Genomic DNA, 13,312 nt, shown 5'->3' with positions numbered 1-13,312 from the left:
GCAACAATGTCGGACATGGAGGAAGAGAGCACAGTGGCGCGAGTGGAGCTGTACGAAGCGTTCGCCGTCGATGCCGGGGGAGGCAATCCGGCCGGCGTAGTCCTCGATGCACAGGGCATGTCGGAGCGCGAGATGCTCACGGTGGCCCGCGATGTCGGAGCATCGGAAACCGCTTTCGTCACCGACGGGGATGCGCCGCACACCTATCGCCTGCGTTATTTCTCCCCTGAGGTCGAAGTGCCCTTCTGCGGACACGCCACCATCGCCACCGCCATCGCCCTGGCCGAACACCGCGACGAGGACGACATCGTCATGCTGACCCGCGCAGGCCGTGTGCCGGTGCAGATCGAACGCCGTCCCGACGGTCTGCACGCGGCCTTCACATCGGTCCCACCCACGATCACCACCGTGCCGGACGACATCGTCGCGGCAGCCTTGACAGCGCTGCGATGGGCACCGGATGACCTCGATTCTCGCTTCCCCGCCGCGGTATGTGATGCGGGCTCTCGACACTTAATCCTCGGCGTCGGCACCCGCGAACGCTTGGCTCGCCTCGATTACGACTTCGACGCGCTGCGGACCGTGCTCACCGAACTCGACGCGATGACCGCCCAGCTGTTCTGGTTCGGCTCCGGGCGGGACCTTCACAGTCGCAACCCCTTTCCCGTCGGCGGGATCGTGGAGGACCCTGCGACCGGATCGGCCGCGGCCGCTCTCGGCGGATACCTCCGCTACTTGGGCGTGGCGAAGCCGGGAGACCGGTTCGTCGTGCACCAAGGAGTTGACATGGGACGGCCGAGCAAGATCGGAGTGCGGATCGGCGAGAGTGGGCAGGGCATCACCGTGTCCGGACGGGCGGTGCGCGCCGAACCTGCGCGACGGCTCGATGACGCTGGGCAGGTCCAGCCCACCTCCACTGCTCGCTATGTCGAACACCTGCGGCGCCCCGATCTGAGCGTCGGCACCTACTCGATTCCGAACGGTGGTGTAGACGGACAACAACCGCACACCGAAGACGAGATCTACATCGTCACCGCGGGGGCTGCGACCTTGTGGACGCCGCCCGGGACCGTGCCGGCACCGACTGGGGCGGTGCTGTTCGTCCCAGCAGGTCTGCCCCATCGTTTCGTCGACGTCGACGAGGACTTCGCGACACTGGTGGTCTTCGGCCCAGCGGAGGGCACCCGCGCCCGCGCATGAACCGGCAGCTCACACACTGGCCGCCAATCGCCGCGTATATGTCGCCCACGCCTCGACGAGCCGATCCACCGCAGACTCGAGCACGGCGGGGTCCGCGGCCGCCGAGATGCGGATGTACTCGCGCAGGCTCCCGTCGGTGACACACTCGCGCCCGACACACACCCTGACTCCGCCGCGCACGGCGACGTGCGCGAAGGTCGACGCATCCACGACCGGCAGGCGGATCCACAGCCCGTCCCCGGTCGTCGACGCCACGGTCCAACTCGGCATCAGCCCCGCCAGCATGCTGCGCAGAAGGACCACCCGTTCGGCGAGCGTGTCGTAGCGGGCGGTGTACCACTGCGGACTGGTTGCGTCGAGCAACCGTGCGGCGTGGACCTGTGCACTGACCGCCGGGGCCGGAATACGGGGCAATGCGCTGAGCAGGGATGCGTCCGGCGCGGGAAGCCGGATCCACCCGATGCCGCACCCGGCCCAGAACACGCGATTGAGTTCCCCGATCGCGGTGACCCGTTCGGACAGCGCCGCCAGCGGTCGCAGCCGGGGGTCGCGCGACCTGGCGAGCGGAAGAAATGACAGCTCCTCGACCACGACGGCGGTGTGATCCTCGATCGCCGCGGCGAGGCGCGGTAACCGCGACGAGGCCGTCGTCTGTCCGCTGGGTCCGGACTCGACCACATCGACGAAGGCAGTCGCAGCACGGGTGCGGCGCAGCGCGCGCCGCATCGCCGCCGGATCGATGCCCCCGGCGTCGGGATACAGGCACAGCGAGGTCGCAGTGTGTTCGGTGAAGGCTGCACGCAGCGTCGGCCATAACGGTGCGCCGAGCACGGTCGGACGTTTCGCGGCGGAGTTCGCTCGCAACACGATATCGAGTGATTCTGCTGCTGCGGTGGTCACGACGATTTGTTCCGCTTCGGTCGGCAGGCCCAGGCGTGTGAGGTGCGATGCCAGGGCGTGCCGGAGGACCGGAAGTCCCCGGGTGGGAACGCCCGCCCTGTGAGCGGCTGGGTCGAAGCTCCAGTCGATTGCAGGAAGGTGCGACGGATCCACCGGGGCTGGCCTGGACAGGTCGATGACGTCGCCGATGTCCTCGGTCGACGAATCGATATGGCGCACTACCGCGTGAGAGGAGGTCCGGCGGGGACGAACGAAGGTGCCCGAACCGTGGATGCGTTCGACGACCCCGCGTTCGACGAGTTCTTCGAAGGCGCGCACCACCGTTCCGCGACTGACGCACAGTGCGGCGGCGAGGGTGCGTTCGGCAGGGAGGCGCTGACCGTAGGTCACGGTGCGGGAATCGATGGCTCGTTCGACCGCCGTGACGATTCGTAGGTAGCGAGGAAGGTCGGTGCGTTCGTCCGTCGCGAAGACGACAGTTGTCCACCACGCAGTGTCCTGGTCCACTCGACAAAAATGGCACTGTCCGGGCTGGTGGTGCAAGCACGATGCTGGACCTGCACGACCACCGAGCGGAGGAATGGCGATGGCAGAACCGGCAGCGACACTGGCCCGACGCCTGTGGGAGGCAATCGAACCGCTGCACGCGGCACCGTACTTCTCCCCGCACCACCGCCGGATCTCCCTCGATCTCGGCATGAGCGGCTACTGGATGGGTTACTTCGCCGGCCGCGCCGCACCGCTGGGGGCGATGACCGCAGCACCGGTCGAATCGATGTTCTTCAGCTTCCCCGACCGCCGCGTCGCACGCGCCCTGCCCGAAGCCTGGGCGTGCGCGGATCCTGGCACGGTACTCGAGGCACGAATCACCACCGCGCGCCTCGTCCTAACCGACTACCTCCGCGACGTACCCCGACGCGACCTCGACACACTCGCTTCGTACCTTGAAATGGCAGCGGATGGATGTCATTTCGCCGGGCGACCGCTGGCAGCCGGATGGTCGCGCGTTCCCCGTCCCGACGATATCGCCGCTCAGCTGTGGCTCGCCGCGACAGTCCTGCGTGAACATCGTGGAGACGGTCATGTCATTGCCTGTGTGCACGCGGGATTGCGGGGCATCGATGCGGTCGTCGCGCACGCCGCGACCGGCACAGTCACCCGCGAGATGATGCAACCCAACCGCGGCTGGAGCGATGAGGAATGGGAAGCCTCCGAGCGTCGCCTGCGTGCCCGCGGCCTGATCGATATCGGCGGCCGGCTCACCAAGAGCGGGGGAGCGCTGCGACGCAGCATCGAGGACCGCACCGATTTCCTCGCAGCGGATCCGGTGACCGCCCTCGGTCAGACCGGCGTCGAAACGATCATCGCGATCGCTGCGCCTATCAGTCGCCGCCTGTTCGACACCGGCGTCATCCCGCTACCCAATCCCATCGGGGTTCCCCGCCCCTGACCTGGCCATGGAGGCAGCATGAATAGTTCCCTCATCGACGTGGACACCACCGAGCTCGACGAATATGGCGTCGCCGTCGTGACCCTGAACCGTCCCGATAAGAAGAATGCCTTGTCGCACGCGATGCGACTTGACCTCGCCCACACCTTCGAGGCCCTGACCGACGCCCGCGTGGTGATCCTGACCGGCCGCGGAGACGTCTTCAGTGCAGGATTCGACCTCACCGAATTCGACCGGATCGACGAGGCCGGACTGTGGGAATCCTCCGACCGAATGAATGCCGCCATCGCCACGCACCCCGTGCCGGTGATCGCCGCACTGGACGGACCCGCCATGGCCGGGGGAACGGACCTCGCGGTACTCACCGACATCCGCCTCGGCACCGCGTGCACGAGTTTCTCCCACCCCGAACACCGCCGATTCCCCGTCGTCTACGGCCCCCTTGCCGAACGCGTCGGCCCCACCCGCGCACGCGAACTCGTCCTCACCGGTCGAACCGTCGAGGCCGACGAAGCTCTTACGATCGGGTTGCTGACCGAGATCGTCCGTGACCGCCCCGTTCTCGACCGCGCCCGCGAACTCGTCTACGACATCGCACGCACGCCCTCGCATCTCCTGCACGGCATGCGAGACAAATTCCAGCAGACCCAACGTTACGACCCGGCCTGCCACACCCTGTCCCTGTAACCACCACGCCGCCAGTGCCTCGCGACATTCGATCGAAGGAACCGTATGAGCATCCACGTGCGCCACGCAGAATCGACCGCAGTGATCACCATCGACCGCCCTCACAAACTCAACGCGCTCGACTACACCACGATCGACGAGTTGTCGGCGTGGCTGGACGATGCCACCGCTGATGATGCGATCCGCTCGATCATCCTCACCGGATCCGGTGACCGGGCTTTCAGTGCCGGCGCGGACATCTCCTGCCTGGCGCAGAGCATCGAGGCCGGCACCACCCACGCCCTGCAGGAGATCGTGACCCGCGGACAAGGGCTGACCAAACGCATCGAACAATTCCCGAAACCGATCATCGCCGCCGTCAACGGCCTCGCCTACGGCGGCGGATGCGAAATCGTCGAAGCAGCACATCTCGCCGTCGCTGCCGACCATGCCCTCTTCGCCAAACCGGAAATCACACTGGGATTCCCACCACCGTTCGGGGGATCACAACGACTGCCACGCCATATCGGCCGCAAACGGGCCCTCGAGATGATCCTCACCGGCGACGCCGTCGATGCCCACCGTGCCTACGAGATGGGTTTGATCAACCACGTCGTCCCGGCCACCGAACTGCTGTCCACCGCGTTGGAGTTGGCGGTACGCATCGAACGCCACGCACCGACCGCAGTGCATGCCTGTCTCGCCGCCGTCACCCGCGGCCTCAACGTGCCCATCGACGAAGGACTCGCTGTCGAGGCCGCATGGTTCGCAACTACCGTTCCTACCGCGGGCGTGAGGAGAGGGCTCGACGGATTCCTCGGCCGACGGACAGTAGCCCCGAAGTAAGTACGTGTTTGGGGTAGGAGACGTCGAACACTCGCACACGGGCGCATTCCGTGCGTAACGCGGCGGGCCACCTTCCCCGTGATCGGGAAGGTGGCTCCAACCGGGTGCGGGGCTTCTCCAGTCCTGATCCGTTGAGAGTTCGATGTCCTGCGTGGATCGATCATCACGAACCGAGCTGGTGAAGTGGAAGGTTCGGTATTCAGAGGCACTGATGGAGCATCGCTGCCAACTCGCGTGTTGCGGCCGCTTCGGTCTCCGCGCCCCACGCGCTCAGAGCATCGGCTGAGACCATCAGAGATGCGGACGAATCAGCGGGGATGCCGTCGCCGAGCGGTAGTCCGATTTCCTGGCGGAGTTCATGCATAAGGACAGTGCGCTTCATGAGACTTTCTTTGTTCGGTCGGTTGGAGCGGGGACGCAGTAGGTGTTCACGGCGTCGTTGTCTCGATCCACTCTTCGTAGAACGGCGGCATGGCTGAGGCCTTGTCATGGAACTCGGGTGGGCGTTTGTCGCGGAATGCCTGCACTCCCTCGGCGCCGTCGCCGATGCTGGTGTAGAACATGGCCAGCGAATCGACGCGGTGGGCATCTGCGGGGTGAGCAGCGGCCGCGTTTCGCAGCAGCATCTGGCGCATCAGGGCCACCGAGACCGATGAGCGGTCGCGGGTCCAGGCATTCGCCAACGCGCGCGCTTCGCTGAGCAACATCTCGGGTTCATGGACCGCCTGCGCCAACCCGTCGATGTATGCGACCTCGGCGTTGAGGATCTCTGCCCTATAGACCAGATCCAGCGCAGTGGGCATGCCGACCAGCCGGGGAAGGAACCATGTCGAGCACGCTTCGGGCACTATTCCGAGTTTGCCGAACACCAGGCCGAACCGCGCTCGGGTCGACATCAGCCGCGCGTCCATCGCCAGCGTCATGGTTGCACCGATTCCGACGGCCGCACCGTTGATTGCGGCGATCACCGGTTTACGACAGGCATGGATTGCGAGGGTGACACGACCGCCCGTGTCGCGGATCCGGCGCAATTCGGGGTCGTCGAGATTCTTCATGTCGGCAAGAGTGGGGCGTTTCGACTCGTCGAGTCCGAACACATTCCCTTCACTCGACAGGTCCATGCCGGCGCAGAAAGCGCGCCCTGCTCCGGTGACGATCACGGCCCGGACCGTGTCGTCGTCGTTCACCGACACGAAGGTGTGCTCGAGTTCGTCGGCCATCTCGACGGTGAACGCATTGAGACGGTCGGGACGGTTGAGGACCACGGTGAGGATGCCGTCCTCGACTTCGTGGCGAAGGGTGGTGTATTCCATGACTTCTCCCGTCTGCCTGTCAGGCGAGGTCGGCGGCAATCCTGCGGATGGCGGCTTCGGCATCGCTCACGATGTCCGAAATGATCGTCTTGCAGGGAAGCACGGCATCGATGAGACCTTGGGACTGGCCGGCCCACCACATGCCGCCTTCCATGTTCCCCTTCTCCAGCACTTCCGTTCGGCCGCGTACCCCGGAGGCGAGGTGTGCGACGTCGGAGAACGTGGCGTCAGGGCGGGCGGAGAGGGCTGCGATCGTCTCGGAGACGGAGTTGCGGGCCACACGTGCGGTATTACGGAACTCTCGGAACACGAGGATGGTCTGGCGTTCGTCGTTGGCAACGATCTGGGCCTTGACGTTCGGATGCACAGGAGCTTCGTCGCTGGCCACGAACCTGGTGCCCATGTTGATTGCGCATGCGCCGAGGGCCAGTGCTGCGGCCAATCCGTCGCCGGTGGCGAATCCGCCACTGGCGATGATCGGGATGTCGAGCACGCGCGCTGCGGCGGGGATGAGGATCAGGCCGGGGATGTCCTCGTTGCCGGGATGGCCGGCGCACTCGAACCCGTCGATACTGACGGCGTCGACACCCATGGACTGTGCTTTGATCGCATGCCGGACCGCTACCGCTTTGTGGATGACCTTGATCCCGGCGGCTTTGAACGCCGCTACATGTTCCTGGGGGTTGCTGCCGGCGGTTTCCACGATGGTGATGCCGCTGTCGATGATCGCGGCCCGGTAGTCGTCGTACGGCACGGGAGTGACGGTGGGCAGCAGGGTGAGATTGACACCGAACGGCTTATCGGTCATCTCCCGGCACCGGGCGATCTCAGCGACGAGAGCTTCGGGGGTGGGTTGCGTCAGCGCGGTGAGAAACCCCAAACCCCCGGCATTGGCCACCGCGGAGATCAGCTCCGCGGTGCCGACCCCGGTCATGCCACCGCACACCACCGGGTGCTCGATCCCGAAAGTGTCGGTGAAACGTGTGCGCAGCACGATCACGGCCTCCCTGCGTGCGGAACGTCGACTCTCGTCGAGAGGACCTTGGCTTCACGCGCAGCGCTGCGCTTGGCTTCGTCGAAATCCGGTGCGACCGAGAGGAATAGTGTGCGACCGTCATCGCCACCGAGCGCAACCGCGAACACTCCCAGCGGAGCCGTACTCACCTCGTCCAGGATGGTTCCGCCTTCGGCCAGGCGGACGGCACGTTGGTTGACGCAGTCGGCGATCCAGATGGCACCTTCAGCGTCGAGGGCCTGACCATCAGGTGCAATCGTGCACGCCGCAAGCCTCTTCTCCACGCTCGGCTCGTCGCCGAGATCGCCGAACGAGGCGAAGTCCTGACGGGGGCCGAGTGTGCCGTCCGGTTCGATATCGAATCGGGAGACGCGGTTGCCGAACAGTTCGTTGACGTACAGCGTTCTTCCGTCCGGGGAGATGCACATACCGTTCGGGAAGGACAGTCCTTCGGCAGCTACTCGGGAAGTGCCGTCGGTGTCGACGAGGACCACAACGCCGTGCTCGTGATCGGCACCTCCCATGAGGTCGAATCCGAACTCGCCGACGTATGCCTGACCGTTCGCGGCGACGACCATGTCGTTGGCGTGACCGTGGCAGTGTTCGGAGATGTCGGCGTGCTCGACGAGCGAGCCGTCGGGTTCGCGGCGCAGGACTTTGCGATCCTTCATCGAGACGACGAGCATGCGCCCGTCGGGAAGCCATCCGAGTCCGGACGGCTGGTGTTCGACGGTGCAGACCTGTTCGATGGATCCGTCGGCGTTCACGGCATTGACCGAGTGGGTGTAGAAATCCACGAACCACAGTCGGCCCTCATGCCACCGAGGTCCCTCGGTGTAGGTGAATCCTGTTGCGACTTCCGTCATTGGACGACTTGTCATGGGAGTACCTTTCTTCCGGCGCTCGTTGCCCGCTGGGCTCGGCCGGTCTCGGCCGGGCGCCTATGCGGGTGAGGTGGCTCCAGTCTCGGGATCCTCACGGCGGTCGAGGTGTCCCACAACGCAACAGTGCGGACGAGTTCATCGGGCGCTGTCGCAAATTCGGACGGTTCGGTGCCAGGGTTGGTGTGCAGGCTGGTCGTACCCTCGCTCACCTGATCCGGAGGAATGCGCCATGCTCACCACGATGATGGATCGTCCACTGCTGATCAGCTCGCTGCTGTGGCGTGCTGAGAACGTCTTCGCCGACCGGGTCGGAGTCTCGTGCGACGCAACCCGCGGAGACCGAGAGTTCACCTACCGCGATCTCGGCGCGACCGCACGCCGGTTTGCTGGTTCCTTCGAGAACTTGGGCATCGGGTTCGGAACCAGGGTTGCGACGTTGGCCTGGAACACCTTCGAGCATCTTGTCGCCTACTACGCAGTTCCTGCGTGCGGGGCAGTGCTGCACACGGTCAACCATCGGATGTCACCCGAGCACATCGCCTACACAATGGACAAGGCCGAGGACGAGGTTGTGCTGATCGACGCTGATCTGTTGCCCGTACTCCTCGAGATTCTCCCGCGCCTCCCGCGGATCCGGCATGTGGTGGTCATCGGTGATCTCGAGCAGGCCGAGTATTCGATATCTGCAGAGGTGACCTGGTGGTCGTTCGACGGATTGCTGCTCGATGCCGTGCCGATCGGGGAATTCCCGGAGTTCGACGAGACGACCGCATCGTCGATTTGTTTCACCTCGGGTACCACCGGGCTGCCCAAGGGGGTCGTGTACAGCCATCGAAGTACGGTGCTGCACGCGATGGCGATCAGTGCTTCCGGGGGCGTCGCGATCGACGGTCGGCACTCGTACCTGCTTGCCACGCAGATGTCCCACGTACACAGTTGGGGTGTTCCGTACGCGGGGGTGCTGCAGGGCGCACGTCTCGTCCTCCCCGGGCCGCACCCCTCGCCCGCGGAGCTGCTGCGCATCATCACGGATCAGACACCCGATGTCTTCGTCGGCGCCCCGGCCGTGGCGGCGCTCATGCGTGCACAGTTCGATGCCGATCCCGAGCGTTACGACCTCGGAAGTTTGCAGACCATGTGGTTGGGCGGGCAGGTGCTGCCACCAGTGCTGGTGAGGTGGTGGGCGGAGCGGGGAGTGGCGACCGTCAACGGGTGGGGGATGACCGAAACCTCCCCTATGGGAACTTTCAGCAACTCGGCCGATTGCCAAGGCAGACCCTTGCCGTTGTTCCAGGTGCGTGTCGTCGACGAAGAGGGTCGGAAGCTGCCGTGGAATGGCTTCACCACCGGCGAGCTGGAGGTTCGTTCGCCGTGGGTGACCGGGACGTACCTCGACGACGACCGCGCCGCCGAGGCGTTCGACGCCGGCTGGCTGCGCAGCGGCGACGTCGCGGTGATCCACCCGGACGGCCGGCTGGAGATCCGCGACCGGGTCAAAGACCTCATCAAGAGCGGAGGAGAATGGATCTCTTCCGTCGAGGTCGAGAACCAGCTGCTCCTGCATCCGGCGGTGGTGGAAGCCGCTGTCATCGCGGTACCGCACGAAACCTGGCAGGAGCGCCCCTTGGCGTGGGTTCGGACAACGGAGGAGGTCTCCGATGATCAGCTTCGGGCCCACTTGGCGGTCACCCTGCCGAAGTTCTGGCTCCCCGACACGTTCGTGCGGGTAGACGAGGTCCCCAAGACGTCAGTGGGCAAATTGGACAAGGTGCGCATGCGCCGGATGTGGGCCCAGAAGTCCGTGGTGTAGCGTTCTGGGACACCCATGGTCCATGTGACCTCTATTACATAATGTTCGTACTGACCGTGAGGTGTTCGAGGTGGTGATGACGTGACCGAGCGGCTTGGCATGCACGTAGACGATCGCAATTCCGATAGGTATGACTCCGACAGGTATGACAATGCTTCGCCACGAGTGCGGCCGGAGATCGAGCAGTCCTGGCGCCGCTGCCGTGCCATCGGGGCGGCTTCGGACGGTTCTCGTCTGCGCTACATCGATACCCCCACAGACTCGAAGCTTGTGCGTGCGGCGCGGCCGGTCCTGGATCGGTTGGCCGATCAACTCGCCGATGCACCGGTGACGATCCTGCTCGCCTCGCAGGATGCGACCATCGTCGACCGGCGGGCCGGGCAGCGGTCGCTGCTCGGTCGTCTCGACCGGGCCCAGGTCGCCCCGGGGTTCATCTTCGCCGAAGAATGCGCCGGAACCAACGGGATCGGCACCGCCCTCGAAGAACGCAAAGCGTTCCGGGTCCGCGGGGAAGAGCACCTGCTCGAGTCGCTGCACCCGCTGGCCTGTGTCGGCTCCCCGATCGTCGACCCGGTCTCACGCGCGGTGACCGGCATCGTCGACATCACCTGCCAGGTCGACGATGTCAACGAGCTGATGGCACCGCTGGTGCTCTCGGCGGTACGCGACATCGAAGAACGACTGTTCGCCCTGTCCGCCCGCAGCGAGCAGAACCTGCTGCGCGAATACATGCGCAGCAAACGCCGCGGCCACGCCGCGGTGGTGGCGATGAGCCGGGACACGGTGATCGCGACCCCGACGGTGTCACGGTTGATGGACTCGACCGATCAGATGATGATCTGGGACTGGATCAGCACCCATCTGGCCGCCAAGGACGAATGGGAAGGACCGCTGCGTTTCGCCGAGGGGATCGACGTGCGGGTCCATGCCCGCCGGGTCGGTGAGTCCACCGATCCGCTCAGCGCGATCATCGAACTGCGCCCGCTGGCCTCCCCGGCTCCGCCGCGTCCGCGCGCCCGCCTGGCCCCCGCCGCGCCCGCCGGTGCGGCGCCGGCGACGCGTATCGCCGGCCGCAGCCTGGCCGCGCACCGACTCCAGGACCGGGTCGACGAGATCGCCGCGACCGTCGCGCCGGTGCTGATCATCGGCGAGTCCGGTGTCGGCAAAACCCATCTGGCCCGGCAGATCCAGCACCGCTGGGGACCGAACGCCCCGGTCCCGAGCGTCGACGCGTCGACGTTGACCCCCTCGGCGGTGGCCGAGTTGCGGGCGCGTCTGTCCGGCAGTTTCGCGTGCATCCTCGAGCACCTCGACGAGGTCCCCGACGACGCTGTCGCTCCTACCCGGCGGTTGCTCGACGCCGCCGTCGAGCTCGGTGCACCGGTGATCGCCACCGCCACCTCGAGCACCCCCGACGATCTGCGCCATCAGGTGCAGACCCATGTGCGGCGCAGTGTGTGCATCCCACCGCTGCGCCAGCGCATCGAAGATCTCACCGATCTCGCGCGGGAGTTGCTCGCCGCCGAATTCCCCGACCGTCCGACCCCGCAACTGCAACCGGCCGCGCATCGGGCGTTGATCGACCATCACTGGCCCGGCAACCTGCGCGAACTCGCCTCGGTGCTCAGTACCGCGGCGGCACGGTCGATGGGATTCGACATCAAACTCGAACATCTGCCCGCCGACTACCGCACCCTCGGTGCCGGCCGCCGGTTGACCTCGCTCGAACGCACCGAACGCGAAGCGATCGTCCGCGCCCTCGACGAGTCCGACGGCAACAAATCCCTCGCCGCCCACCGACTCGGTGTGGCCCGCTCGACCCTCTACCGCAAGATCCGCGCACTGGGCCTGGAAAACGAAACGTTCGGTTCCTGACCCCTGAAACACTCTGTCGCATAACGGGACATCTCCAACGGCACGGTGAACGAGACGATGATATGGGGTAGGCAATCACTCCTTGCCTCCTCACATCGTCCGTCTGGACGGTGACGTCCACCCGATCCGAAGGATGACCCATCATGAAGCGAACGGTGTACGGCGATGATCACGAGGCTTACCGACACTCTGTCCGCGAGTTTCTCGCTCGATGGTTCGAGCCCCTGGCCGCCGACGTTCGTGCCAATAGGGCATTGCCGCGAGAGTTCTGGCTTGCCGCGGGTAAGCACGACCTGTTGGGACTCGAAGTACCCGAACGATATTCAGGTGTCGAGGCAGGGGATTATCGCTTCAATGCGGTTCTCATCGAGGAATTGGCCAGGATGAACGCCGCGTTGGCGTCGAGCGTGAGTATTCACTGTGACGTCGTGGCGCCGTATCTGGTGCACCTGACCACCGACGAACAGAAGGCCAGGTGGCTCCCAGGACTGTGTTCCGGGGACGTGCTCACTGCCATCGGAATGACCGAACCCGGTGGGGGATCGGATCTGGCCGCACTGAAGACCACCGCAGTGCGGGACGGCAACGGGTGGTTGCTCTCGGGTGCCAAGACATTCATCACCAACGGTTACTCTGCAGACCTGGTGATCATTCCTGCACGTACCTCTCCATCGAAGAAGGCCAAGGGAATTACCCTCTTCGGCGTGGACACGTCCTTGCCCGGATTCGAGCGTGGCCGCAAACTCGACAAGGTCGGACAGGACGAAGCAGACACCGCTGAACTCTTCCTCGACCGGGTGCGCGTCACCGATGACGACGTGATCGGCGAGCTCGATCGAGGATTCATCCACATGATGTCCTTCCTGCCCCAGGAACGACTCGGATGCGCCATTGCCAATCTCGCGCACGCTGCGCAGATTCTGCTCGAGACGATCGACTACTGCCGAGAACGGAAGGCATTCGGGCAGTCCATCGGAACGTTCCAACACAACAAGTTCTTGCTTGCCGAACTGGTGACACAGCTCGACGTGACACAGGCCTACGTCGACCGCTGCATCGAAGCCCACTCGGAGGGGATGTTGACACCGATCGATGCGGCCAAGGCGAAGTGGTGGACTGCGGAGATCCAGAACCGGATCCTCGATCATTGTGTGCAACTGCACGGGGGATACGGCTACATGAACGAGTACCGAGTGGCACGAGCCTGGCGGGATGCCCGGGTCACGAAGATCTGGGCGGGATCGAACGAAATCATGAAAGAACTGATCGGTCGCGATCTGGGCTTCTGATCTCGGCGTGGAGTACCGATCGTTCTGTCGTGAGTGCAGCGGGTTCGAATGTCGCACGGTAAGC

11 protein-coding genes are annotated in these 13,312 nt (G+C 65.1%); 7 read left to right on the top strand and 4 right to left on the bottom strand.

Translation table 11 applies throughout. The annotated features are described in order from the left end of the window. Nucleotides 1–15: 15 nt before the first annotated feature. Nucleotides 16–1,200 carry a PhzF family phenazine biosynthesis isomerase gene (locus tag U9J23_RS25990; protein WP_272269679.1) on the top strand — a complete coding sequence of 395 codons (1,185 nt, stop codon included), beginning with the start codon at nucleotides 16–18 and terminating at the stop codon, nucleotides 1,198–1,200. 9 nt (nucleotides 1,201–1,209) lie between these two features. Here U9J23_RS25990 and U9J23_RS25985 read toward each other — a convergent pair whose 3' ends face one another. Then, nucleotides 1,210–2,607, bottom strand: coding sequence for a GntR family transcriptional regulator (locus tag U9J23_RS25985; RefSeq protein ID WP_225623885.1), 1,398 nt, complete (start codon nucleotides 2,605–2,607; stop codon nucleotides 1,210–1,212). Between the two features lie 79 nt (nucleotides 2,608–2,686). On the opposite strand from U9J23_RS25985, the gene U9J23_RS25980 reads away from it, so the two are divergent. The 3 genes from U9J23_RS25980 to U9J23_RS25970 are packed head-to-tail and all read left to right on the top strand — an operon-like array spanning nucleotide 2,687 to nucleotide 5,062. After that, on the top strand, nucleotides 2,687–3,550 hold the full coding sequence (locus tag U9J23_RS25980; RefSeq protein WP_088899543.1) for an SCO6745 family protein: 864 nt from the start codon (nucleotides 2,687–2,689) through the stop codon (nucleotides 3,548–3,550). Between the two features lie 18 nt (nucleotides 3,551–3,568). After that, nucleotides 3,569–4,237 (top strand): enoyl-CoA hydratase/isomerase family protein, encoded by a 669-nt coding sequence (locus tag U9J23_RS25975; protein WP_088899531.1) that lies wholly within the window; start codon nucleotides 3,569–3,571, stop codon nucleotides 4,235–4,237. Between the two features lie 45 nt (nucleotides 4,238–4,282). Continuing rightward, nucleotides 4,283–5,062 (top strand): enoyl-CoA hydratase-related protein, encoded by a 780-nt coding sequence (locus U9J23_RS25970; protein WP_088899530.1) that lies wholly within the window; start codon nucleotides 4,283–4,285, stop codon nucleotides 5,060–5,062. Nucleotides 5,063–5,490: 428 nt separating this feature from the next. Here U9J23_RS25970 and U9J23_RS25965 read toward each other — a convergent pair whose 3' ends face one another. From U9J23_RS25965 to U9J23_RS25955, 3 genes are read right to left on the bottom strand one after another with little or no spacing between them, the layout of a single operon-like run. Then, a complete protein-coding gene (locus U9J23_RS25965) occupies nucleotides 5,491–6,375 on the bottom strand; it encodes a crotonase/enoyl-CoA hydratase family protein (RefSeq protein WP_088899528.1) in 885 nt (294 codons plus the stop codon). 19 nt (nucleotides 6,376–6,394) lie between these two features. Beyond that, nucleotides 6,395–7,369 (bottom strand): NAD(P)H-dependent flavin oxidoreductase, encoded by a 975-nt coding sequence (locus U9J23_RS25960; RefSeq protein ID WP_172415071.1) that lies wholly within the window; start codon nucleotides 7,367–7,369, stop codon nucleotides 6,395–6,397. Nucleotides 7,370–7,371: 2 nt separating this feature from the next. Beyond that, a complete protein-coding gene (locus U9J23_RS25955; protein ID WP_039583700.1) occupies nucleotides 7,372–8,271 on the bottom strand; it encodes an SMP-30/gluconolactonase/LRE family protein in 900 nt (299 codons plus the stop codon). A gap of 232 nt (nucleotides 8,272–8,503) precedes the next feature. Between U9J23_RS25955 and U9J23_RS25950 the strand changes: the two genes are divergently transcribed. The 3 genes from U9J23_RS25950 (at nucleotide 8,504) to U9J23_RS25940 (ending at nucleotide 13,248) form a co-directional block, all read left to right on the top strand. Beyond that, complete coding sequence (locus U9J23_RS25950) at nucleotides 8,504–10,084, top strand: long-chain fatty acid--CoA ligase (protein ID WP_088899526.1); 1,581 nt, start codon at nucleotides 8,504–8,506, stop codon at nucleotides 10,082–10,084. Between the two features lie 300 nt (nucleotides 10,085–10,384). After that, nucleotides 10,385–11,959 carry a sigma-54-dependent Fis family transcriptional regulator gene (locus U9J23_RS25945; protein WP_143543609.1) on the top strand — a complete coding sequence of 525 codons (1,575 nt, stop codon included), beginning with the start codon at nucleotides 10,385–10,387 and terminating at the stop codon, nucleotides 11,957–11,959. Between the two features lie 143 nt (nucleotides 11,960–12,102). Then, complete coding sequence (locus tag U9J23_RS25940; RefSeq protein WP_088899468.1) at nucleotides 12,103–13,248, top strand: acyl-CoA dehydrogenase family protein; 1,146 nt, start codon at nucleotides 12,103–12,105, stop codon at nucleotides 13,246–13,248. Nucleotides 13,249–13,312: the final 64 nt, after the last annotated feature.

Source organism: Rhodococcus sp. PD04, assembly GCF_035918275.1.
GTDB lineage: Bacteria > Actinomycetota > Actinomycetes > Mycobacteriales > Mycobacteriaceae > Rhodococcus > Rhodococcus rhodochrous.
This window is presented reverse-complemented; position numbering and strand designations above follow the sequence as displayed.